This is a genomic window from Bacillus sp. MD-5 (assembly GCF_002201875.1).
Lineage (GTDB): Bacteria > Bacillota > Bacilli > Bacillales > Bacillaceae > Bacillus > Bacillus stercoris.
The window spans coordinates 475,399-498,551 of sequence record NZ_CP021911.1; the positions used below are offsets into that span (position 1 = coordinate 475,399).

Genomic DNA, 23,153 nt, shown 5'->3' on the forward strand with positions numbered 1-23,153 from the left:
CTAGCACTCTGTATTCTTTTACTCTTATTATTGATCGTAGCAGGCCTTTTGATGGCGGGTTTAGTCGGGAAGTAACGATTATGTATAACCATACTACATTTGGTCAAAACTAAAATTTAAGAAGTATGCTATAAAAGATTACTAAAAGTAAGACTAAGCTTTCAAAAATTCAAAAGCCCTTTTATTTCTCAATGGAATATCCATTTTGAAAATAGTAGACTTCAAAGGCCGGTTTCTTTTTTACAAGAAATTCTTTTCGGCATAAGCAGAATTTGATTTGCCTAAGCGAATCGTACAAAGAGGTTCACTGTTTTAAAAAATTGATTAATACATAAATCTTTTTCATCATAAATAAGTTAAACCCTAATATGGTGAAATGAAGGAATCTGCTGATTTCATTAAATGATATTCACGGATATCTTCATGGTATCCGTTTAGATAGACAGTTCTAAAGATAAATTTATTATAATAGGGCGTAACAGATGGTTTCTTGGATTGAATATCAACGATAAAATATTCTGCATCACTCACTATAAACTGGAAGAAATGCACTAGCTTTATGAAAATACAACCAACTTACAAATTCTCCTCACATCCGCCTACTAGAATGTAAAGAAGATTACTCACATTCCCTAAACAAGCAGAGCTAGGTATATGGGAGCTCTTTTCTGTTTCTAAAAGCTGAATATAATAATTAAAGGAATCTTAATAAAACAAAAAGGCTTGTGGAGAAATTGTTCTATACAAGTTGGGTTTACTAAAGATGGGATTTTATTGTTTTAAGTTCCATTTAATTGAATGACTCTAGATATATCGAAAGTATGGCTGTTGATTTCCTCCGAATGCTAAGAGACATTTATGCATGATATTTTGATACGTTCCGGGAATTCTTCGCAACTATTTTTTAACAGGTATTTGCAATTTTATTTTGAAAGCAGGTATAAATATATTATTACAACTCAGAAAACACTCTATATTAGGTTCATGTAATATAAGAACTTATAAATTTTAATTTTTTCAATAGAGACTTGGGGAGTAATGAGAGAAAATTAAAATTTTTTTAAAATTGTATTTGTTTAGCACTTTGTAATCTTTTATTCGTGTATATGGTTTTATTAGACACCTTGGCAGAGGTTTTATAGATGATACTTCAAATTTTAAGCTTCATTTCAAATAGATTAAAACAAGAAATTTTTCAAAAGAATCTTAATTTGCATTAATATTATTAAATTTCTATCATACTTATTCATTTTTTAGAAGGAAGATATGGAAAAATCCCTATTTTTTAGGCAAATATGTTATTATAATTGAGGATTTAAAATATTAAAAAGAAAAGAGGAATTCTAAAGATGAAAAAGTTAGTAATGACCATGTTTACAGCAGTACTTTTGGGAGTTGCCATTTTCGCAGGCGGGTCAGAAGCATTAGCTATGGATTCGAAAGGTACAATCAAATTTAAAACAGATGCTAATACATATACGAAAAGAGCTACTTCCATTGTGGTTACGGGTACTTTGGCTAGGGATTTAGATAATGGCTTTTCAGTAATTCTATTAAATAACAAAGGTAAAGTAATTGCCAGAAAAGATATTTTGCATAGTATTGGTTCACGTAATTTTCGTGTGAGTTTTTCAACGAAAAATCTTCCTGCAGGTAAGTATGATGTGCAAGTTGGACAGGATTGGGGAGGAAGATATTGGTCAGGTGAACTAAAACATTATATTACAGTACAGCATTAATACGGCTGTATAAGTATTAACCTCTTGTTGTTAAAAGTTTAACTTTAGAAATTTGTCATTCTGTGAGATATTAATTTTTAAATAAAGGTATCTTAATCAATTTACTGTACTGATAAAGATACCTTTTTATCTTTAAAAACAACAAGGTCATGAGTGTTTTTCAAAGCTCGTACCGCTAGCCGCAATGTAGTTGTCTTTTAAATGAGAATATCCATTTGCTCCACCTCACTCCGAATCCCAATCCCAGGCTCCCAAGAATCAATCAAACGAATCGCTCTCTGATTAGATTCCATCGCTTTCGTTTTCTCTCCTTTACGGTTCAACAGCTGCGCCATCCCGTAAAAATAATAGATCAACTCAACCTGATTGGCGTTATGTTTGTCATAGAGCATTTGCTCAAAGGCTTCTTCCGCTTTTTCAAATTGACCACATTTCACGTAAGCGACACCCAGATTGAAATAGGCTTCTATCGTTTTTTCACCGCCGTACGTGGAGCTGATTTCATTTGCGGCTTCGTATAATTGAATGGCTTCTTCATGATGACCTCTCGCAAAGCTTAAGTCACCGCGAACCAATAGAACTCTGTGTTGAATGGTAGGGGAAATCGGTTGATTTTCGATTTCGTTTAAAATGGTCTCTGCTTTTTCCTGTTGCTCAGCTTTTAAAAACAGCCTTGCTTTGAGTGCGTGTCCCCAAACCTTTAAATCATGGGCATCGTGAGCGTCTGATTGTTCCAGAGTCTTCAGTCCGGCCTCTATTTGCTGTAAGGCCCTGTCTAAATCATTGACTTCCATCAGAGCCCAGCCTGCTGTGTCGATTCGGAAGTACGCTTCTGGTGTGTGTTGGCCTAATTGATGGGCGGCGTCGGCGGCTTTGCGCCCGTATTCGATTCGCAAGGGCAGGTTGATTCTGCTTAGAAAATGGCTGACGCGGGTGATGAGTTCGATTAGGATTTCTTTTTGATCGGTTTCGCTTGCCCATTTGATGACCTTTAAGATGTTTGGCCATTCTTGTTTCATTTGATCTAAGTTCCGTCCCAGCAGGTAGCTCCAATAGATAGAGTTGGGCTGTTCACGCTTTAAATGGGTTTCGGCATAATCAATATAATAGTGCGCCCAGCGATTGCGGGCTTCTTTTTCATATTCGTGCTGTTCGGACAAATGCTGTTCTCCGTAGGCGACAACGGTTTGGTGCGCTAAGTATTGCGTCCTGCCTTGGCGTCGTTCCGGCTGAATCAGCGCATATGACCGCATTTGTTCCATAGCGTAATGAAAACGGCGGGCGTCTAATCCGGCTGCTGCCGCCAGGCTTTTTTCATCAGGCGGCTTGCTGAAAAAGCAAAGCGTCTGCCATAGCTTTCGCGTATCTTCATTGCATCTATCCCAGGTGCGGCCGAAGAGGAACTCAAACAATTCCAGCAGTGAGTAGCCTGCTTTTCCAAGTTCATGAATCAGCTGCTGAGCGGGTATGTCATCATCTGACATATAGGCGATGCTGAGTGCCATGGCTTTCGGGTTTCCGGCAGTCGCTGAAATGAATTCGTTTTTCAGGTTAGATGATAGATGTAACAGCTGCTCCAGCTTTTCCCGTTTAAGTGGGAGGTTGCATGTTTGTAAGCAGCGGTGCACTTCTTGCTGGAAAAATTCGTGGGCATCTGTTTGTTCCAGGCCGCTCAGCTGAATAGCTGTCATTTCTCCGAAGCTTTCCCGATAGGTTTGTTTTACGTTTTCCCGTGCAGTGAGGAGAACTTTTACGCCTTGTGGAAGGCTTGTGATAAATTCGTGAATGTCACGTTCTGCGGTATCGATGCTGTCAACGATCAGCAGGATCGGTTTTTCTCTAGTGTAATTGGCTAACGCATTGCGGACGACAAACCGTTTTTCATTGATTGATTTATCGATTTGTTCTGTGCGCCCGAGCTGATAGGCGATCGTATTTAAAAAATCGCTAAAGCTCAATCCTTTCCAATCAGCGCTGACCCAAATGATGCTGTTGAATGAGGGCCAATCTGAAGTATCGTCGACACAGGAATAGGCGGCTTCAAGAGCGACTGTGGTTTTACCCATACCGGCCCAGCCGGTAATTAAACAAACTGGTGACGGAGAAAGCATCCATTGCCGTATCGCTTCCATATCAAAGCTGCGTCCGATAAAGTGCACGGACCAGCGTGACGGTAGGTTATGCGTGATAGGCTGCTCTGTAAGCGCATTCGTTTCTTGGTTAGGTCTATGATGAAAAAGCCGCTTTACTGCTTTTTCTATATCGTCATCATTGGGAGCTCCGAATGACCCGTCCTTTCGCAGCGTTTTCGCTTTTTTCAAACAAGACGCTGCCCATACAGGCAATGCGGGTTTGATGACTGGGATGGTGGTGGTTTCCAGCAGGTCGGTCAACCACTCAATATCGAAGTCGGTCTTTTCGAGAATGATCCAGATCATCCCGAACAGTTTTCCGTCCTCAATTCTTCCCGGAATGTAGTTTACCCCCATCTGACCGATCCAGCTTTTGATCGTGTTTGGGGAGACTCCCAGCTGGAGTGCGATTTTATCTATGTAAGACTGTCCTGTTTTTTCGTTCTTTTTCCTTCTGACTTTATAATCAGGATGAAGTTTTAGCGTTTTGACGCCAGGTGCCAGCAGTTGTGCAAATTGTTTTCGGTTTTCAAGTTCAGCCATAAGCCTGCACCTCCTATTAGTACTATTTTATCAATTCAGCGTTTTTTGTATATGAAAAAATAAAAGTACAGTGCCGCTGTCCTTTTATACAGCAGGAAAGGCTGTTGAACGTCTTGAAAAGCAGATAAAATGGGGGCAGTAACAGAGAAAACAAAAATGTATGCACTTACATTTTATTTTCTAAAGAAAGGAATTTGCCAAATGACTCACACAGTACCTCAGAACATGAAAGCGGCTGTTATGCACAGCACAAGAGAAATCAAAATCGAAACAGTGCCTGTGCCTGACATCAATCATGATGAAGTGTTGATTAAGGTGATGGTTGTCGGAATTTGCGGATCAGATCTGCATTACTATACAAATGGCCGAATCGGCAACTATGTAGTGGAAAAACCATTTATCCTAGGCCATGAATGTGCAGGTGAAATTGCCGCTGTCGGATCATCCGTCGATCAATTCAAGGTGGGAGACCGTGTCGCTGTAGAGCCGGGTGTTACGTGCGGACGCTGTGAGGCGTGCAAAGAAGGGCGCTATAATCTTTGCCCGGATGTACAGTTTTTGGCTACACCGCCGGTAGACGGCGCGTTTGTTCAATATATCAAAATGCGGCAGGACTTTGTTTTCTCTATCCCAGACTCACTTTCTTATGAAGATGCTGCCTTGATCGAGCCGTTTTCTGTCGGCATTCATGCGGCGGCAAGAACGAAGCTTCAGCCCGGATCAACAATTGCGATTATGGGGATGGGCCCTGTTGGGTTAATGGCCGTTGCCGCAGCTAAAGCATTTGGGGCAGGCAGAATTATCGTCACTGACTTAGAGCCGCTGCGGTTAGAGGCTGCGAAAAAAATGGGAGCGACTCATGTCATTAATATCCGTGAACAGGATGCGCTTGAAGAGATTAAGACGATCACGAATGAAAAAGGCGTTGATGTTGCTTGGGAAACAGCGGGGAATCCAGCGGCACTGCAAACTGCACTGGCTTCTGTGCGCCGGGGCGGAAAATTAGCGATTGTCGGTTTGCCTTCTCAGAACGAGATTCCGCTCAATGTGCCGTTTATTGCAGATAACGAGATTGATATATACGGAATCTTCCGTTATGCGAATACGTATCCGAAGGGAATCGAATTTCTCGCTTCCGGCATTGTGGACACGAAGCATCTTATAACGGACCAATATTCACTGGAGCAGACACAAGAGGCGATGGAACGGGCGCTTCAATTTAAGAATGAATGTTTAAAAGTGATGGTGTATCCAAATCGCTGAGTGAACAGGGAGGATCTTTGTATTCTCCCTCTTGTGTACTGAAAATGAAAACGGATTCTTGGGGTGGGAAATGATGATTGAAACAGAAAAAGTAACGGCAATGAAAGTGAAGCATCAGTCAAAATCCAGCACCGGCCTGTCCTGGTTTGAACGAATCGGCTATGGATTCGGCGATATGTCGTATAATATTATCTTTCAGTTTGTAAACGCATACTTATTATTTTATTATACAGACGTCGGCGGCATTCAGCCTGCGGTGATCGCAACTTTGTTTCTTGTTGTGCGTGTGCTGGATGCTATTTTTGACCCGATCATGGGATTGATTTTAGATAAAACGAATACAAGGTGGGGAAAAGCAAGGCCATATTTGCTGTGGGTGGCATTTCCTTTTGCGCTATTCACATTCTTATGTTTCACGACGCCTCATTTCGGTGAGACCGGGAATATGGTATATGCGTACGTCACCTATATTCTGCTTGGGATGTCCTTTAGTATGCAAACAATCCCGGTGAACAGCCTAACGGGGCGGATGACGAATTCTGTGGAGGAACGGACGGTTCTAACCACAACCCGGATGATTTTGGTGTATATCGGAATTCTTTTATCCATTTCCTGTGCGACACCGCTTGCAACTGCTATCGGAGGAGAGGATCAGGCGTTTGGATTTCAAATGACTGCGCTCATCTACGCGGCGGTCAGCATTGTTTTGAATCTATTCAGTTTCTTTACTGTACGGGAGCGGATTCAGCCTAAAAAGAGAAAAAAACAAGGGATCAAAAAGACATTATCCGTTTTATTCCGAAATAAACCTTTGCTTATGTTAATTTCATCATTTTTGGCTTTTGCGATCGGGTTTAATATTAAGCTCAGCACGATGGTGTATTATTTTACGTATAACGTAAACCATAAAGAATTTGTGTTTATGGGAACCGTTTTATTTTTCGGAGCAGCGCTGATCAGCAATTTGTTTATTCCTTTCTTTTCTGAGAAGTGGGGAAGAAAACAAGTCATGATTATCACGGCGGCTCTATCGCTTATTTCTTATGCCGGCCTGCATTTTACGCCGTATTCTTCCATTACACTCATTTTCATTTGGCTTTTTGCATCAGGATTTTTCACAACGCCTTTAAATACGCTTGCTTGGGGAATGGTTGCGGATTGTGTCGATTATGCGGAATGGAAAACCGGAATTCGCGCGGATGGTGTGGTGATTTCGAGCATGAGCTTTATTAATAAGCTGGGTGTGGCGTTAGCCGGATCATTTTCGGCCATTTATTTAGGAATCGCCGGGTATGTGGCGAATGCAGACCAGACAGTTGCGTCATTGAATGCGATTAAAAACATGAATGCTTTGATTCCGGGATTTTTCATTTTGCTTTCTATTATTCTCATCGCCTTCTATCCTTTAACGGAAAAAAGATATAAGCATATCATCTCTGAGCTGGAGCAAAGGTCTGCTAAATAAATATATGTAAAATTTTCAATATTCAATGTTGTATTTATAGCAGAAAGTAATATACTGAGACTATAATCTAGACTTTATAAATGAGTGTGATAATATGCGTAGTCAATCTGTTGTTTGTATTGGAGAATTGTTAATTGATTTCTTTTGTACCGATGTTGACGTTGATTTAATGGACGGGCGCCAATTCTTGAAAAGTGCCGGCGGTGCACCGGCGAATGTGTCAGCAGCGATTGCCAAGCTGGGTGGAGACGCCGCTTTCAGCGGAAAAGTAGGCAAGGATCCATTTGGGTATTTTCTGAAGCGCACATTGGACGCTGTACATGTCGATACCTCTATGCTGGTGATGGATGAGAAAGCGCCTACAACGCTTGCTTTTGTTTCATTAAAACAAAATGGAGAACGTGACTTTGTTTTTAATAGAGGCGCGGACGCTTTGTTTACGCTGGAGGATATTGACCAGGAAAAAGTAAACGAAGCGAAAATCCTTCATTTCGGCTCTGCAACGGCGCTGTTATCAGATCCATTTTGCTCAGCTTATTTACGGCTGATGTCGATTGCGAAGGATAATGGACAGTTTATCTCGTTTGACCCTAACTATCGTGAAGATTTATGGAAGGGAAGAGTCTCAGAATTTGTAAGTGTTGTGAAAAAAGCGATCGCTGTAAGTGATTTTGTGAAAGTCAGTGACGAGGAGCTTGAGATTATCAGTGGTGTGAAGGATCAGGAAAAGGGAGTTGCGATCCTTCATGAGATCGGAGCCAAGATTGTCGCTGTGACCCTTGGGAAAAGCGGTACGCTTCTTTCCAATGGAAAAGACCGTGAAATCATTCCAAGCATTCCGGTGACATCAATCGACTCAACAGGAGCGGGAGATGCTTTTGTCGGTGCGGCTTTATATCAATTGGCAAACACGGGACATATTCAATCTGTAGAAACAGATTTTGCGAAGCTGCGTGAGATTGTGGCGTTTGCCAATAAGGTCGGAGCTCTTGTGTGCACTAAAATTGGAGCGATTGATGCACTGCCAAGCATGGATGAGATTGAAGTTTCTTTGTAAATCATTGAAGGTGTTTCTTAAAAGTCTTTGGACTTTTGGGGGCACCTTTTTTTATTGCTTACATTTTTGTTCAGGTAAAAAGTTGTATATTTTTCGTTTGAAATGTCATTTTTTATTAAAAAAGTGAAACTTTTAACGATAATAAATAGTATATGTAACAAGGGTTACCGAATAGCTTTAGGAGGAACGGTATAATGAGTATAATTGGAAGATTTAAAGATATTATGTCTGCGAATATCAATGCTTTATTGGACAAGGCTGAAAATCCGGAGAAAATGGTAGATCAATATTTAAGAAACATGAATAACGATTTGGCTAAGGTTAAGGCAGAAACAGCAGCTGTTATGGCTGAGGAGCAGAGAGCAAAAAGAGAATATCACGAGTGCCAGGCGGATATGGAAAAGATGGAAAGCTATGCAATGAAGGCGCTGCAAGCCGGGAATGAGGGCGATGCGAGAAAGTTCCTTGAAAGAAAAACATCTTTGGAATCAAAGCTTTCTGAGCTGCAGACGGCGAATCAAATTGCTGCAACCAATGCAGCACAGATGAGAAAGATGCATGACAAATTGGTATCTGACATTGGAGAGCTGGAAGCACGCAAAAATATGATCAAGGCGAAGTGGGCAGTAGCGAAAACACAAGAAAAAATGAACAAACTGGGCGCCTCTGTTTCGAGTACAAGCCAATCAATGTCTGCATTCGGCCGAATGGAGGACAAAGTAAATAAGGCGCTAGACCAGGCCAATGCAATGGCTGAACTGAACAGCGCTCCGCAGGATGATATGGCTGATCTGACTGCAAAGTATGACACTGGCGGTTCAAGCCAGGTTGATGATGAACTTGCGGCGTTAAAAGCGAAAATGATGCTCGATAAGTAATACATAGGAGGCCGCAGCTTTCGGCTGCGGCGCTATTTTATCATAAGATGTGAGAGGGAACGGTAATGATAATATCTTATAAGTGTCCGAACTGCGGCAGTGATATGGCATTTGACAGTGAAACCGGCTCGTTATCCTGCGGCAGCTGCGGAAGACAGGACAATATTGAAAGCCTTCCGAAAGAAAACATTGCGGCGCGGTTTTCTGAAGATGAGGCAAAAGAATATCAATGTGAAAACTGCGGCGCCGTTTTGATCACGGAAGCTGAAACGACAGCAACGACGTGCAGCTTCTGCGGGGGTGCTGCAATACTTGCCGATCGTTTATCAGGACATTTGGCACCGGCGAAAGTCATCCCATTTACAATCAGCAAGCAAGAAGCCGAACAGGCATTTCGAAAGTGGTGCAAAAAAGGCCTTCTGACACCAAGAGGTTTCATGTCGGCTGATCGAATTAAAAGCATCACCGGCATGTATATTCCGTTTTGGATGTTTGATTTAAATAGTGAAGTACAGGTGAGAGCAAACTGTACCAGAGTGCACCAGTATGAAGAAGGGGATTATATATGCACAGAAACAGAGCATTTTGAAGCGTTTCGTGATATCAATCTCGATTATTTGAAAATTCCTGTTGATGCCTCAGAAAAAATGAATGATGAGTTAATGGATAAGTTGGAGCCATATTCATACGATCAGCTGAAGGACTTTCAAACGGCATATTTGGCCGGCTATATTGCGGAAAAGTACAATTATACCGATGAGGAGCTTTTTCCAAGGGCGAAAGAGAAAATAAGCAGTTATATAGATTCATACATCCATTCTACTTTTTCCGGATATACGTCAGTCAATGTGAGGGACAAACATATTCACACGAAAAATGTGAACAGCTTTTACGTTTTGCTTCCCGTTTGGATGGTCAGTTACGATTATGAAAGAGCGGAGCATATCTTTGCGATGAACGGGCAAACAGGTAAGGTCGTCGGAAAGCCGCCGATCAGTTCAGGAAAAGTAGCGGCATGGTTTAGCGGAATAGCAGGCGGGACATTTCTTGCATTGAAGCTCGTTTCATTAATGATGGGAGGCGGATTTTGATGCGGGGATTTTTAGGGAAAGCGATCTTTGTTGTGTTGGCTGTCTTCATCATGATGCCTTTACTGGGGATCGAAGCGGCAAGAGCTTCTGAATCACAGCAGCATGTATATGACCATGCCCATCTATTATCAAAAACAGAAATCGAAAAACTTGAATCTCTCTCGGCAGAGCTGAGTGCAAAGAGAGACACTGATTTCATTATTATTACGACTAAAAGCACAAATGGTGAAGATATTGCCGATTATGCCGGCGATTTTTATGATCGTTACGGAAAAGGCAGTACAGCTATTTTAACGATTGATATGGCGGATAGAGAAGTATTCATCTCGGGCTACCAAAAAGCTGAAAAGTATTTGGACAACAGCAGGCTAAACAGCATCAGAAATACGATTTCATCTGATTTATCCAATGAAAATTATTTCAAAGCTTTTGAGACATATATTCAGCTTTCCTATAAAGATATGGGCATAAAACCGGGAATAAACCCCGACAACATATTCTTCACATGGTGGTTTCAGCTGATTGTTGCCATCGCAGTCGGGGGAATTGCGGTTTCAATTATGCTTTATCAGACGGGCGGCAAAGTAACGGTTAATGGGAATACATATATGGATCAGCGTACGTCTGATGTGATTGATCAATACGACACTTATATCAGAACGACTGTAACAAGAGAAAGAAAACCATCAAATGATAAAGACAGCGGCAGCGATGGCGGTGTGACGAAAGGCGGCACGTCATACAGTGGAAGCCGGGGCAGTTTCTAGTAGTAGAAAATAGAGAAAGGAAGAGGTAACATGTCGTTTTTCAGAAACCAATTAGCAAATGTAATAGAGTGGGAAGAATTTAGAGATGATATGATTTTTTATAAATGGAACAATCGTGAAATCAAAAAAGGGAGCCGTTTAATCATTCGTCCCGGACAGGATGCTGTCTTTTTGAACAATGGGCGGGTTGAAGGGGTTTTTCAAGATGATGGCGATTATGATATTGAATCAGAAATTATTCCATTCCTTTCAACGTTAAAGGGCTTTAAGTTTGGTTTTAACAGCGGCATGCGTGCCGAGGTGCTGTTTGTCAATACGAAGGAATTTACCGTAAGATGGGGAACAAAACAGGCGATAAATATTCCGGCAGCGGGAATGCCAGGCGGGATGCCGATTCGCGCAAACGGCACATTTAATTTTAAAGTGCAGGACTATATCAGCCTGATTGATAAAATCGCTGGCGTGAAGGATCAATATTATGTAGAGGATATTAAAACCCGTATCACTTCTATTCTGGACCAGCTTCTCATGAAGTGGATCACAAGAGAAGGGAAAGATATGTTTAATCTTCAAGCGAACGCTTTTGATATTGCGAAGGGAATTCAAGAGGACTTAGATATGCAATTAATAAGTGACGGGATGACGGTCACTGGTTTTCAAATCATGAGCTTTAATTATCCTCAAGAGGTTCAGGATATGATAACAAAGAACGCTTCCTACGGTATGGTTGGGGATGTGAACAGATACCAGCAAATATCGATGGCGGATGGAATGGCATCCGGAAAGATGAGCGGAGGCGGAGTGGCTTCGGATATGGCAGGAATGATGATGGGAATGAATATGGCCAATCAGATGATGAATCAAATGAATCAGAGTCATCAGGCACAGTCATCAGGCCCACAGTCAACTGGCAGCGGAAGTAAACCGAATTTCTGTCCAAACTGCGGAACAAAAACGGGCGAAGCCAATTTTTGTCCGAATTGCGGCCAGAAGCTTGTATAAGAATCATACAGTGAAAAGTCCCGAGTGATCAGCACTCGGGACTTTTTTATTTAGGAGAATATGCGTTATCTATTGCTTGCTCCTGAACAGGCCATTTTCGAGCACCCGCTTGGACAATTCCCAGCAGCAATTGACGACGTTCCTTTATTGAATTGACGGCAATTTGAAATGTTTGCTTAGATAAAGCCGGTATGCCTGATTGGTGAAGCTTTGAGATGTCTGGTTCCGGCGGCGCTTGTTCTGCAGGATGGATATAGGCAGTATGAACGGTGTCCAGGTAGTTTTTGATACTCGAGCGCGCTTCTTTAATATGAAGCTGATTCGGCTGATATTGTTCAGGAATACCGTATTTGAAAATGGTTAGAGCCTCATCCAATACAGCAACAGCTATAATGGAGGATTCCTGATGCTGCGTGCTGTGGTAAAAATGAAGGATGGGGAAGGCGTTATGCTGAGCGGTCAGCTTTCCCAGCTCTGATGAGACGGCGACAAGAAGAAAATCAATGTCGTGAAAGTCTTTGCCATTCCATGCATTATGGACGATTTCTGTTCCGTCATGCCCTAGACTTAATACACTTTGGGCAAAGGAACGCTTTTGATTCACCGCACTCAAGACGGAAATCAAATACGTGACGGAAAAAGTGATGGTAAGCAGTCCTTGAGCTGTTTCAATAACCGTGACAAGCTTCCATAGGCCTCCGTTTGGTGCGAGATCGCCATTTCCTAAAGTAAACATGACATAGCCGGAAAAATAAATTCGGTCTGACCAGGAAGCCGGTTCTTTCGATTGAACTTCCACAAGTGAGTGAGGGTCGCTCGAGAAAATCAGCACCCATCCGCTCCAAAACAGACTGATCCATATCACTAACGTCAGGCATAACAGCAGTGGACCTGCCGTACTCAGAACCTTTGCGTGGTCTCCGCTGATTTTGCGGCAGCCTTTCCACAGCCAAGCAGACAGGCATCTTGTGATCGGGCCTGCGCCGCTCTCTAACCATAACGTGGTCCATAAAAAATCAATCATCCCCGCTGTCAATAATAAAAGGCCTGCAATGATATAACCCTCATTCATTTTGGTTGCCTCCCTTAAGCCAGCCTTCTTTTATTTTCTTTTCTATTTCCTTTTATCTTGAGTCTGAAACAATTGACCGAATGTTTGATTTTAGATGAAGTTAACCAACACTTACTCATTTATCGATATGAACAGAAAATCACAGATATTTTGACTTAATTCACACATTTTCCGTTCGTTTTCCCCTTGAATTAGTGATTTTCCTTTTGTTGAATAAAAAATTTTCAGAAATTTATATTGACTGAAAACGTTTTTGTAATTATGATAATATCAGATGTAACAAAAATGTCACTATCATATTACTACAATAGGACTATGAAGTGACTATAAGATAACAAAATAGCAAGGTTATGCTCAAAGAAATACTCATTGTTTTTTTAGCTAGAAATGAAATCGCTTCCAAGGAGGCTGGAATGCTAATAAGAAGGGAAGGTTATAAGGTTATTGGATAAAAACATAAAGAACTTTTTTCTGAAGCCTGATGACGAAATGTGAGGAAGGCAGCAGCCCTGGAATAAGTTTTTTGAAATACGCATTGATCGATTTTGAAAAAGACTGGGGGAAACAGTATGAATAAACAAGGCAATCAAATGTCATTTTTACGCACGATTATTTTAGTCTCTACTTTCGGCGGGCTTCTTTTTGGCTATGATACCGGTGTGCTCAATGGAGCTTTGCCGTATATGGGAGAGCCGGATCAGCTTAATCTCAATGCCTTCACAGAGGGCCTTGTCACCAGTTCACTTCTTTTTGGAGCCGCGCTGGGTGCTGTGTTTGGCGGCAGGATGTCTGATTTTAACGGCCGCCGCAAAAATATTTTATTCCTCGCTGTTATATTTTTTATTTCGACGATCGGGTGTACATTTGCTCCGAATGTTACGGTCATGATCATTTCCCGTTTTGTGCTTGGTATTGCGGTAGGGGGTGCATCAGTAACGGTGCCTGCCTATTTAGCAGAGATGTCTCCTGTGGAAAGCAGAGGACGGATGGTGACGCAGAACGAATTGATGATTGTATCAGGACAGCTTTTGGCCTTTGTTTTTAATGCAATCCTTGGAACAACAATGGGAGACAACTCCCATGTGTGGAGGTTCATGCTGGTCATTGCGTCGCTTCCAGCCGTGTTCCTGTTTTTCGGGATGATCAGAATGCCCGAGAGTCCCCGCTGGCTTGTATCGAAAGGGAGAAAAGAAGATGCTTTGCGTGTATTGAAAAAAATCAGGGATGAAAAGCGGGCAGCAGCTGAGCTGCAAGAAATTGAATTCGCTTTCAAAAAAGAAGATCAGCTTGAAAAAGCAACGTTTAAAGATCTTTCAGTCCCATGGGTGCGCCGTATTGTGTTTATTGGATTAGGGATTGCGATTGTACAGCAAATTACAGGTGTTAATTCGATTATGTATTATGGGACTGAAATTCTAAGAAACTCTGGTTTCCAAACGGAAGCCGCTTTAATCGGAAACATTGCGAATGGCGTGATTTCAGTATTGGCAACATTCGTCGGAATCTGGCTGCTGGGAAGAGTGGGGCGCCGGCCGATGCTGATGACGGGCTTGATCGGTACGACAACAGCATTATTGCTGATCGGGATATTTTCACTTGTACTTCAAGGATCACCGGCACTTCCGTATGTGGTTCTGTCACTAACAGTTACATTCCTTGCTTTTCAGCAGGGGGCCATTTCACCAGTGACGTGGCTGATGCTTTCTGAGATTTTCCCGCTTCGCCTTCGCGGACTGGGAATGGGTGTCACGGTATTCTGTCTGTGGATGGTGAATTTTGCAGTCAGCTTCACTTTCCCGATATTGCTGGCCGCCATTGGGCTATCCACAACGTTCTTTATCTTCGTTGGATTAGGCATTTGCTCTGTCCTGTTTGTGAAGAAGTTTTTACCGGAAACGAAAGGACTTTCGCTTGAGCAGCTGGAGGAAAACTTCCGTGCTTATGATCACGGCGGGGCCAAGACAGATTCTGGCGCTGAAGTGATTGGATAAAATAAAAAAAGAATCCGCATACGAGCGCGGATTCTTTTTTATGCTGATTAGTTAGGTCTGACAAGGATTTTGACTTGGCTTTTCTCTTTAATAAGAGCCCCGAAGCCTTCCTCAATCAAATCATCTAGCACGATTTTTTTCGTTACAAGTTTGTCGGCTGAGAAATAGCCTTCTTTCATTAATGACAATACAGCCGGGAAGATGTCGCGGTATCCGATAATTCCTTTTACTGTACGTTCCTTGATGACGATATCGTTCGGATGGATTTCAGCACCTTTTTCCCAAATGCTGACGATGACTGTTTCACCGGCAATTGTAGTGGACTGGATGGCTTGTCGCAACACCACCGGAACACCAGTGACTTCAAATGCTACGTCAACTCCGCCTCCTGTACGTTCTGCAATCTCAGCGACTACATCGTCTGTTTTAGATGGATCAACGATGATCGCGCCAAGCTCCTCAGCTTTTTGCTGGCGTTCAGGTGAAAGCTCAACAGCATAAATATCAGTAGCACCGGCAGCCTTCAGCGCTTCAATCACCAGAAGTCCGATCGGGCCGCAGCCGAATACAGCCGCTTTGTCGCCGGCTTTGAGTTTGCTTGAGCGGACAGCATATAGAGCGACTGCTGAAGGTTCAACAAGCGCACCTTGTTCGTATGATAATTCCTCAGGGAGTTTGAACAAAAGCTCTTCATCTACAGAGACGTATTCAGAGAAACCGCCGCCTCCGCCGGCTAAGCCGAGGAATCCCATTTGTTCATCAAGGTTGTAAGCGCCCTGGTGGCCGTGTGTAGCAAAAATCGGTTCAACTACGACGCGGTCTCCAACTTTATAATTTTCAACGCCTTCTCCGACTTCGACAACTTCACCGGAGAATTCATGCCCCATTGTGACAGGTGCTGTTTCATTTGTTAATGGGTGCGGTTTGTCAACCGGAATAAAGATCGGTCCGCCGAGATATTCGTGTAAATCACTCCCGCAGATGCCGCACCATTTGACTTTGATCTTTACTTTTCCCGGCTCCGTTTTTGGCTCTTCAATATTTTCAATACGGATATCCTTTTGGTTATGCCATCTTGCTGCCTTCATGGATTACCACTCCTATAACTTTTGATGTGAGTAATTCCGCACCGGTCAATATGAACTGTTCACAAAATCGCCATTTTTAAAACCAAAAAAGAAATCAAATTTTTATATAATATAATCTACGTTTTTTGAAAAAAGAAACTTTGAAGAAAAAAGAGTCTCGCACACTCTTTTTTCTTTATATGAGAGCATCAATCGTTTACATAGCTATGAATTTGGTTTGAACAATACGGTAATGGTTCGTTCATATTGAATGCGACAACTACTCTATTAATAATTATAACGCTAATACCGCTATTATAATAGGATAATCTTCCATGGTTTATTTTAGCAGAGGTAACTTTTTTGACTTTGTAACATTACTGTAAGGATATTGAAATAAAAAATAGCTGGTTGATCGTGTATAATCTTCCTAGATGTTAACAAACAGGGGGACGAAATGTTGAAGAAAGTCATTTTAGCCGCTTTTATCTTAGTAGGAAGTACTTTGGGAGCTTTGAGTTTTTCATCAGATGCCAGTGCAAAACATGTGAACGGAAATATTACTTGGTATAATGGAGTCGGGAAAAAAGGCTCTTCAGGTAAGAAACTTGGACATTGGGATTGTGCGACCAAGATCGGATTTGATGTTCCTAGAAACGGAACAAAAATCAGAGCTTATGCAAAAGCGAAGCCTAAAAAGGTGATTACGGTTTATAAAAATGATGTTGGCAGAATGCCTAATGCGGTGCTTGATGTAAGCCCTAAAGCGTTTAAAGCGCTTGGATATCCATTAAGCAAAGGTAAGGTAGCGGGGCATTACAGCTATTAATTTACATATATAATCTGTAAAGCAAGAAGTCACATTCTTGCTTTTTCTATTGGTGGAGATAAAAGATGAAAAAAAGAATCATATTATTGTTAGCAGTGATAATAGCGGCAGCTGCCGCGGTGGTTGTGTTTTATGTTGCAAAGGATAAAGGCCATCAGAAGGCTGCTGATGTGACAGTCAATACCGAAAGCGGTGATGAGCTGCTGGTTTCCATTACAGATACGGATCTGCTGACAAAGTATTATGAAAATGACAAGGTGATCCATGAGGAAAAGCTGACCAGCTATCCGGCATTTGCCTTGGATCAAAAACAGCAGGTGCTCTATTATACGGGCAATAATGATCAGAATGAAATGAGGCTTTTTAGGCTGGATCTAAAGTCTAATAAAAAGACGATGCTTTATAAAGGCGCGGAGAGTGCGGACAGTTTGTTTTTATCAAAGGACCGTTCAACCATCTATTTCCGTTTAGGAAAAGCGGACGAAAGTAATTTCCGGATCGCCGCTTTTGATCTGAAAGCGAAGAAGTACAAAAACATTTATCCTGCCGCTAATGATCAGGATGACACCGTCAGCAGCTTCTTTTATAACCAAAAAAACGATTCATTTGCATTTCTTCATTATTCTGTAGAAGAAGACTACAAGAAAACAGATGAAGCAAACGAAAAGGGCATTGACCCTGAACCGACAACGATTCATTTTGCGGAAGGCCGTCAAAATGAATTTAATGAGCTTAAAAGCCTAAAACAATTTATCAGCGATATTGCTGTTTCTGATGATGATAAACGTATTTTATTTACATCATATACGCAGAGAGGAATGGAGCAAACCGCTGCTATTCAGATGCTTAATGCGGATACGAAAAAGTATGAAAACATCATCTCAAATCAAAAATCATTTAAGCTGTTAATTGACGCACAGCCTCAGTTCTCTAAGGATGGAAAGAACATTTATTTTCTTGCCGAAGCCAAAGGGGCTAAAAAGCTGAAGGACGAAACAGGGCGTGAAGCTAAGGTGCGGACGATTTATTCCTATAACCTTGAAAATAAGACCTTCAAAAAAGTATGGGAAAATCCGAACGGCATTATTAATAGCTTTTCTGTGATCAACTAATAAAAACCACTCGGCTTAGGCTGAGTGGTTTTTTAATGGACAAGGTGCCGGGCTAATGATCCGAGCCATTTTAAAAAATGGATTAGTGGTATCGACAAAAACAGAAGTTCAACATAAGAGTTCATTGCAAGGTTCAGCTTTTTGAACGCAGCTCTTTTTTGCAGGTCTTTTTGCTGCTGGTTTGAGATCACGTTATCACTCCTTTTGTATCCATATTATACCATTAAAACAAACAAAAAAGCCCTAAACGTTTACAGTTTTGGGCTTCTTTCCTTTTGGCCTCTTGCCATGAGAGGCTTTATTCTGAAATATAGAATTTTGTCTCCGTTCGGGGTTTGTTTGCTTGCAGGAGACTGCGTTTGTTATAGGGAAGAACTAGCTTGTTTTTGTTTGGCTGTTGTTTTGGAGATTCACTAATGAACGGATGCCGTCGACCATTTTACTTCCGCACAAAGGGCACAATGGCGTATCACTGCTGGCGAAGTTCTTTCTGGTCCAGCCGTTACAGTCTTCTTTTGTGCATTCCCAAGTACTCACATCTTCTTTTGGCAGCGGTTCTTGATTACGTTTGTTATAGTAAGACATAAAGTCACTTCTTCCCTCATGTATTTTACTGCACATTTCTTATTGTCTCATACTTTTCCCTAATCTCCTAATTCCTTTTTCTTTATGACTTTCCAGTCAGCCCATCTAAAAAGGAGAGGAGTGTGCTGTTAAAAGCGCCGGGCTCTTCTAAAAACGGGCAATGGCTGCTTTTAGAAAAGGTGACGAGTGTCGAGTTTGGAATGTGGCTGTGCAAGTGTTCCCCAGCTGCGGTAGAGAAAAATTTCCGGTCTTCCCCGAAGCACAGCAATGTCGGCACACTAATGTTTTGAAGAGTGCCGCGGTAATCAGCAGCCGTTTGGTTAAATAAAATCGTGCTTGAAATGGCGGCAGGCTGTTTGAGGATTTCTGCCAGCATCCATTCTGTTTCTGTTTCGGCAGGCGGCTCTGCGAACATATTCTGGATGAAGCTTTCGTAGAATGGCAGCGGGTCAGCCTGAATGGCGTACATCGCTGTTTTTAAACCGTCAAAATCAAACGGGCCGTGTTCCCAGCCCTCCCATTGATAGTCGGAAGCAGATTGATCAATGATGACAGCAGCTTGTATGTTATCATTCCCAAATTGATGGAGATAATCCCATACGACAAAGGCCCCCATTGACCAGCCGGCAAGAACGACATGATCAAGCTCCATTGCGTTTAGAAATTCCCTTACGTCACGGGCGTATTGGGAAATGGTGTGTCCATGAAGCACTTTGTCAGATTCGCCGTGTCCTCTAAGATCAAGACGAATACATTGATAATTGGCAGAAAGCGCCGAAAATTGTTTGTGGAAAAATTGTCCGCTCATCAGCACCCCATGTATAAACAGGATCGGTGTCCCGCTCCCATGTGTTTCATAGTAAAGGCGTGTCTGATCTTCTAATGTGATGTATGGCATATTTCTCCTCCCTTAGTTTCCGTCATGAGTATGACTGGCTGCACCATTTCATTGTATACATCAATGAAAGTATGACATGTTTGTTTTGCCTGATGCTGAAAATGAATTGTCCAGAATAGAAACAACAGTAAAACGGTGTTTGTATTGAGTGTTGTGAAGCTGCCGATGTTTGATTTAATATCGCTGCTCAAATCATAAAAGCGCTGAAAATCAAACTCTCTTTTATTCACAATATATGCAGAGGAAATGAGTATTAATATCTGATCGTGTGAAACTTTTCATTTTCATTCAGCATAAATGGAAATGTTTTGTGTAGATGGTGTTCAGAAAAAAAGTAGCTCCTTTTGCAGTTTTTACGTAATACGATAAATTGAGGAAAAGGTTTCATAAAGAAAAAAACTTGCCTGCTAGAGGCAAGTTTGTCGGGTTTGTCGGGTTATTTGTTGGGATCAGTTATATCCATCGGTCTCATCATGTCATAGTCCTCATGCTCAAGAATATGGCAGTGCCATACGTATCGTCCGCTGTACGGCCCGAATGTCGCCGCGATTCTCAGGACTTCACCCGCATGCGCTTGAATGGTGTCTTTCCATCCCTTTTCACTTGGCGGCGGCGGGATAGCCGGACCCGTATAGGACAATTCCCCGCTTTCTTGATAACGGGCGATATCAAACGGACGCCGGTCTAATACACGGAAGGAGACCAGATGCAGGTGAATCGGATGTGTTCCGCGTGTCGGGTTGATAATGGACCATATTTCAGTTGTGCCGGCTTTTGGTGCTTCTGTGACAGGATCGTGCCAGCGTTTGTTATTAAGCAGAAGGACAGGTCTGCCGTATTCGTCCTGGGTTCCTGCCAGTTTTAGTGTTCTGATGTTTTGTATTCTTTCATGCTGTACGGAAGGGTATGAGGCGAGGTACTTCGGCTTTCTGCTTTCGTCTTGTTGCGCTAATGGTTTTGTGACTCTGAATTGCATGATATTCGCATCTGTTTCAGGATTGACGTCACCGCCGCAGCCCGCGCTGTTTGCCAAAATGATCGATTCTCCTTCATACGCTGTGAAGTCAATGATGATATCGTAACGTTCAGCAGGCGCAAGACTGAAAGAATTCAATTTAACAGATCGCGGCAGGAGCCCTCCATCTGAACCGACCTGAATAAACTCTCCGCCATTATCGAGTGACAGATTATAGGTTCTTGTGTTGGAGGCGTTGATGACACGGAATCGGTATTTCCTCGGCTCGACTTCCAAGTATGGCCATACCTTCCCGTTGACGAGTATGGTTTCTCCGCAAAAAGCCGGAACGATTGAAGGATTAGGCAGTGACGGAGAAGGGTTTTCCGGTGCGCTCGGATAAAACAAAGAACCGTCCTCATTGATCGTGCGGTCTGTGATAAGAAGCGGCACATCGTATTCGCCTGAAGGCAGCTTTAAGCGTTTTTCCTTTGGATCATGAATGATATAAGCGCCGACAAGTCCGGCATAGACATTTAGCCTGGTGAGCGCCATGGCGTGATCGTGATACCACAATATAGCCCCGCGCTGCTGATTAGGATAATGATAAACCTCTCTTTTGAAATAAGGTCCTGTTTGTTCAAAGTCTTTGGAAAACCAAGCCTCCGGATACCCGTCGCTGTCATCTGGCGTGACGCCGCCATGTAAATGAACAACAGTCTTTACTTCGGGTTCTTCATGCTGGCTGTCACTGTGATGAATGGTGTGATCAACCGGAAGGAAATGCGTGGAAGGAAGATTATTCATCCATTTCACATATACATTTTCATTTCTTTTAACCTCAATGGTAGGGCCCGGAAATAAGCCGTTGTAGCCCCACAGGCGGGTCGGAGGGAGATCGCGGTGAAGCTGATGAGTGCATTCCTCCATGGTGACTTCGTAGTATGTTTTTTCTTTTGATTGCTGCACTGGCTTTAGTGTATCTGGGATTGGGAGAGCATCCACAAATTTTTCAAGTGTCATTTTCATCTGTCCTTATCTAAATTTTCCAAATTGGTATTATAGTTAATGACAATAAGAACGTGATGGTTACAAAAAATCTTCGTGCTGAAGACTGCCTAATGAAGAAAATAACAAAATCCTAAACGGCAGGCCGTTTAGGATTTGATCAGCGTTAAGGCAGGATATCGGGCTGCTGCTGTGTGACTGGCTTTGCAGCTACTTTCTCGCCCACCTTGCGTTTTCTGAACACAAGGTAAGAAATCAGAACGATTCCAGTGATGACACCTGTCAGCAGAAGCTCATCTCGCATGGAATCAATAAATGCCATAGACACTAAAATCCCGCAGATGGCGATGATGGTCAAGTAAGTGAGGAAAGGGAAAAGCCACATTTTGATTTTCAAAGCTTCCGGGTTTGTTTTTTCGAGTTTTTTCCGCATTCTCAGCTGGGAAACAGCGATGACAAGGTAGACGAGCAAAGCGATTGCGCCTGATGAGTTGACTAAAAATAGAAAGACAGTATCCGGTGAGAAATAGTTCATTACGACCGCGATATAAGAGAAAAATGTTCCGGCTACAATAGCTTGTACGGGAACGCCTTTTTTGCTCAATTTCATAAAACGGCGCGGCGCCTCGTTTCTTTCTGCAAGTGAATATAGCATTCTGGATGTGGTGTACAAACCTGAATTCAGGCAAGAGAGTACGGCTGTGAGGACGATAAAGTTCATGATCTGTGCGGCTGCCGGCACTCCTATATGCTCAAGTACAGCGACGAAAGGGCTTTCTAAAATATTTGCTGAATTCCATGGCAAGAGCGCCACAACAACGGCGATTGAGCCCACGTAAAAGACGATGATACGCCATACAACGGATCTGGTTGCTTTTGTCACAGATTCGATCGGGTTGGATGTTTCTCCTGCTGCAATGGCAACGATTTCAGTTCCCATAAAAGAGAAGATGACAACGACAATGCCGAGCAGTACAGTACTGATGCCTTCCGGGAAAAACCCGCCTTTGCCTGTAATATTCGAAAAACCGACTGGTTCACTGCCCGGTGCAAAGCCAAAAATAAAGGCAAAACCAACGATTAGAAAAGCAATGATGGTCACAACTTTAATGAGGGAGAACCAATACTCAAACTCACCGAAAGACTTAACGGAGTAGACGTTTGTCAGGGTGAGCACAATCGTCAAAATCAAACTTGTCAGCCAGAGCGGAATATCATGGAACCAGTATTGAATAATGCCAGCGCCGGCAATGGCTTCGATCGCGATAACGATCACCCAGAAAAACCAGTACAGCCAGCCGATTGTAAATCCTGCCCACGGTCCGATGGCGTCGTGAGCGTATTGAGAAAACGATCCGCTCGTCGGGTTTACGGCAGACATCTCACCGAGCATTCTCATAATAAAAATCACCAATAATCCGGCCAACGCGTAAGAAACAATCGCACCGGGACCGGTCGAGTGAATCACTGAACCGCTGCCTACAAATAGCCCGGCACCGATGACGCCGGCGATCGAAATCATTGTCATATGGCGCGTCTTTAATTCTTTTTTTAATCCTGGTTGAGACTGGTTCATAAGTTACCTCCTTTAAGAATGAAATCATTACTGAATATTATGATAATTGAAACTCTATCATAAATATACAGTTTGTCGAAAATTCATGTGAGAAAATATAACGTTTTATTTCAAATTTGTAGT

The 23,153-nt window shown here is 42.4% G+C and carries 20 protein-coding genes; 11 read left to right on the forward strand and 9 right to left on the reverse strand.

Features of this window, described 5'->3' with window-relative positions; all coding sequences use genetic code 11:
- Window positions 1-1,349 precede the first annotated feature (1,349 nt).
- Window positions 1,350-1,739, forward strand: coding sequence for a hypothetical protein (locus CDO84_RS02375; RefSeq protein ID WP_040083983.1), 390 nt, complete (start codon window positions 1,350-1,352; stop codon window positions 1,737-1,739).
- A 197-nt stretch (window positions 1,740-1,936) separates the two neighbouring features.
- On the opposite strand, the gene gutR is transcribed toward CDO84_RS02375, so the two are convergent.
- Entirely contained in the window at window positions 1,937-4,414 is a 2,478-nt protein-coding gene (gene gutR / locus CDO84_RS02380; RefSeq protein WP_040083982.1) for a glucitol operon transcriptional regulator GutR, read from the reverse strand.
- A 201-nt stretch (window positions 4,415-4,615) separates the two neighbouring features.
- On the opposite strand from gutR, the gene gutB reads away from it, so the two are divergent.
- The 7 genes from gutB (at window position 4,616) to CDO84_RS02415 (ending at window position 11,937) form a co-directional block, all read left to right on the forward strand.
- On the forward strand, window positions 4,616-5,677 hold the full coding sequence (gene gutB, locus CDO84_RS02385) for a sorbitol dehydrogenase (RefSeq protein WP_040083998.1): 1,062 nt from the start codon (window positions 4,616-4,618) through the stop codon (window positions 5,675-5,677).
- A gap of 73 nt (window positions 5,678-5,750) precedes the next feature.
- Complete coding sequence (locus CDO84_RS02390) at window positions 5,751-7,142, forward strand: MFS transporter (RefSeq protein ID WP_040083981.1); 1,392 nt, start codon at window positions 5,751-5,753, stop codon at window positions 7,140-7,142.
- 94 nt (window positions 7,143-7,236) lie between these two features.
- Complete coding sequence (locus CDO84_RS02395; RefSeq protein WP_040083980.1) at window positions 7,237-8,199, forward strand: carbohydrate kinase family protein; 963 nt, start codon at window positions 7,237-7,239, stop codon at window positions 8,197-8,199.
- A 194-nt stretch (window positions 8,200-8,393) separates the two neighbouring features.
- Window positions 8,394-9,077 carry a PspA/IM30 family protein gene (locus tag CDO84_RS02400; protein ID WP_040083978.1) on the forward strand — a complete coding sequence of 228 codons (684 nt, stop codon included), beginning with the start codon at window positions 8,394-8,396 and terminating at the stop codon, window positions 9,075-9,077.
- A 65-nt stretch (window positions 9,078-9,142) separates the two neighbouring features.
- Window positions 9,143-10,168: a TFIIB-type zinc ribbon-containing protein gene (locus tag CDO84_RS02405; protein WP_014663034.1), complete on the forward strand. Its 1,026-nt coding sequence runs from the start codon at window positions 9,143-9,145 to the stop codon at window positions 10,166-10,168.
- The gene (locus tag CDO84_RS02410) at window positions 10,168-10,935 is read left to right on the forward strand and encodes a TPM domain-containing protein (RefSeq protein ID WP_040083977.1); all 768 of its coding nucleotides are present in this window, start codon (window positions 10,168-10,170) and stop codon (window positions 10,933-10,935) included. The genes CDO84_RS02405 and CDO84_RS02410 overlap by 1 nt, the downstream gene beginning before the upstream one ends.
- 30 nt (window positions 10,936-10,965) lie before the next feature.
- Window positions 10,966-11,937: an SPFH domain-containing protein gene (locus CDO84_RS02415; protein WP_040083976.1), complete on the forward strand. Its 972-nt coding sequence runs from the start codon at window positions 10,966-10,968 to the stop codon at window positions 11,935-11,937.
- A gap of 46 nt (window positions 11,938-11,983) precedes the next feature.
- Here CDO84_RS02415 and CDO84_RS02420 read toward each other — a convergent pair whose 3' ends face one another.
- Window positions 11,984-13,009 (reverse strand): potassium channel family protein, encoded by a 1,026-nt coding sequence (locus tag CDO84_RS02420; protein WP_014663037.1) that lies wholly within the window; start codon window positions 13,007-13,009, stop codon window positions 11,984-11,986.
- A gap of 569 nt (window positions 13,010-13,578) precedes the next feature.
- Between CDO84_RS02420 and iolT the strand changes: the two genes are divergently transcribed.
- Window positions 13,579-15,000: a myo-inositol transporter IolT gene (iolT, locus tag CDO84_RS02425; protein WP_014663039.1), complete on the forward strand. Its 1,422-nt coding sequence runs from the start codon at window positions 13,579-13,581 to the stop codon at window positions 14,998-15,000.
- Between the two features lie 47 nt (window positions 15,001-15,047).
- On the opposite strand, the gene bdhA is transcribed toward iolT, so the two are convergent.
- Window positions 15,048-16,088, reverse strand: coding sequence for a (R,R)-butanediol dehydrogenase (bdhA, locus tag CDO84_RS02430; RefSeq protein ID WP_014663040.1), 1,041 nt, complete (start codon window positions 16,086-16,088; stop codon window positions 15,048-15,050).
- A 436-nt stretch (window positions 16,089-16,524) separates the two neighbouring features.
- Here bdhA and walM point away from each other — a divergent pair, with 436 nt between their 5' ends.
- Together walM and CDO84_RS02440 are read left to right on the forward strand one after the other, a co-directional pair.
- Complete coding sequence (gene walM / locus CDO84_RS02435; protein WP_004397746.1) at window positions 16,525-16,896, forward strand: cell wall metabolism protein WalM; 372 nt, start codon at window positions 16,525-16,527, stop codon at window positions 16,894-16,896.
- 65 nt (window positions 16,897-16,961) lie between these two features.
- Window positions 16,962-18,008, forward strand: coding sequence for a PD40 domain-containing protein (locus CDO84_RS02440; RefSeq protein ID WP_040083975.1), 1,047 nt, complete (start codon window positions 16,962-16,964; stop codon window positions 18,006-18,008).
- A gap of 32 nt (window positions 18,009-18,040) precedes the next feature.
- Here the strand turns inward: CDO84_RS02440 and CDO84_RS02445 are convergent, their stop codons facing one another.
- From CDO84_RS02445 to gabP, 6 genes are all read right to left on the reverse strand, one after another.
- The gene (locus tag CDO84_RS02445; RefSeq protein ID WP_040083974.1) at window positions 18,041-18,199 is read right to left on the reverse strand and encodes a hypothetical protein; all 159 of its coding nucleotides are present in this window, start codon (window positions 18,197-18,199) and stop codon (window positions 18,041-18,043) included.
- Window positions 18,200-18,383: 184 nt separating this feature from the next.
- Window positions 18,384-18,593 (reverse strand): cold-shock protein, encoded by a 210-nt coding sequence (locus CDO84_RS02450; protein ID WP_003234008.1) that lies wholly within the window; start codon window positions 18,591-18,593, stop codon window positions 18,384-18,386.
- 82 nt (window positions 18,594-18,675) lie between these two features.
- Entirely contained in the window at window positions 18,676-19,491 is an 816-nt protein-coding gene (locus tag CDO84_RS02455) for an alpha/beta fold hydrolase (RefSeq protein ID WP_014663043.1), read from the reverse strand.
- Complete coding sequence (locus CDO84_RS02460) at window positions 19,473-19,721, reverse strand: DUF4003 family protein (protein ID WP_433997292.1); 249 nt, start codon at window positions 19,719-19,721, stop codon at window positions 19,473-19,475. Before CDO84_RS02460 ends, CDO84_RS02455 begins: the two co-directional genes overlap by 19 nt.
- Window positions 19,722-19,927: 206 nt before the next feature.
- Entirely contained in the window at window positions 19,928-21,469 is a 1,542-nt protein-coding gene (gene cotA / locus CDO84_RS02465; protein ID WP_040083973.1) for an outer spore coat copper-dependent laccase CotA, read from the reverse strand.
- A 151-nt stretch (window positions 21,470-21,620) separates the two neighbouring features.
- On the reverse strand, window positions 21,621-23,030 hold the full coding sequence (gabP, locus tag CDO84_RS02470) for a GABA permease (RefSeq protein WP_014663046.1): 1,410 nt from the start codon (window positions 23,028-23,030) through the stop codon (window positions 21,621-21,623).
- Window positions 23,031-23,153 lie beyond the last annotated feature (123 nt).

What these genes read in the sequence shown, in the direction of transcription:
- CDO84_RS02375 (WP_040083983.1), top strand. Translation starts at nt 1,350, where the DNA reads ATGAAAAAGTTAGTAATGACCATGTTTACAGCAGTACTTTTGGGAGTT.
- gutR (WP_040083982.1), bottom strand. Translation starts at nt 4,414, where the DNA reads ATGGCTGAACTTGAAAACCGAAAACAATTTGCACAACTGCTGGCACCT.
- gutB (WP_040083998.1), top strand. Translation starts at nt 4,616, where the DNA reads ATGACTCACACAGTACCTCAGAACATGAAAGCGGCTGTTATGCACAGC.
- CDO84_RS02390 (WP_040083981.1), top strand. Translation starts at nt 5,751, where the DNA reads ATGATTGAAACAGAAAAAGTAACGGCAATGAAAGTGAAGCATCAGTCA.
- CDO84_RS02395 (WP_040083980.1), top strand. Translation starts at nt 7,237, where the DNA reads ATGCGTAGTCAATCTGTTGTTTGTATTGGAGAATTGTTAATTGATTTC.
- CDO84_RS02400 (WP_040083978.1), top strand. Translation starts at nt 8,394, where the DNA reads ATGAGTATAATTGGAAGATTTAAAGATATTATGTCTGCGAATATCAAT.
- CDO84_RS02405 (WP_014663034.1), top strand. Translation starts at nt 9,143, where the DNA reads ATGATAATATCTTATAAGTGTCCGAACTGCGGCAGTGATATGGCATTT.
- CDO84_RS02410 (WP_040083977.1), top strand. Translation starts at nt 10,168, where the DNA reads ATGCGGGGATTTTTAGGGAAAGCGATCTTTGTTGTGTTGGCTGTCTTC.
- CDO84_RS02415 (WP_040083976.1), top strand. Translation starts at nt 10,966, where the DNA reads ATGTCGTTTTTCAGAAACCAATTAGCAAATGTAATAGAGTGGGAAGAA.
- CDO84_RS02420 (WP_014663037.1), bottom strand. Translation starts at nt 13,009, where the DNA reads ATGAATGAGGGTTATATCATTGCAGGCCTTTTATTATTGACAGCGGGG.
- iolT (WP_014663039.1), top strand. Translation starts at nt 13,579, where the DNA reads ATGAATAAACAAGGCAATCAAATGTCATTTTTACGCACGATTATTTTA.
- bdhA (WP_014663040.1), bottom strand. Translation starts at nt 16,088, where the DNA reads ATGAAGGCAGCAAGATGGCATAACCAAAAGGATATCCGTATTGAAAAT.
- walM (WP_004397746.1), top strand. Translation starts at nt 16,525, where the DNA reads ATGTTGAAGAAAGTCATTTTAGCCGCTTTTATCTTAGTAGGAAGTACT.
- CDO84_RS02440 (WP_040083975.1), top strand. Translation starts at nt 16,962, where the DNA reads ATGAAAAAAAGAATCATATTATTGTTAGCAGTGATAATAGCGGCAGCT.
- CDO84_RS02450 (WP_003234008.1), bottom strand. Translation starts at nt 18,593, where the DNA reads ATGTCTTACTATAACAAACGTAATCAAGAACCGCTGCCAAAAGAAGAT.
- CDO84_RS02455 (WP_014663043.1), bottom strand. Translation starts at nt 19,491, where the DNA reads ATGCCATACATCACATTAGAAGATCAGACACGCCTTTACTATGAAACA.
- cotA (WP_040083973.1), bottom strand. Translation starts at nt 21,469, where the DNA reads ATGACACTTGAAAAATTTGTGGATGCTCTCCCAATCCCAGATACACTA.
- gabP (WP_014663046.1), bottom strand. Translation starts at nt 23,030, where the DNA reads ATGAACCAGTCTCAACCAGGATTAAAAAAAGAATTAAAGACGCGCCAT.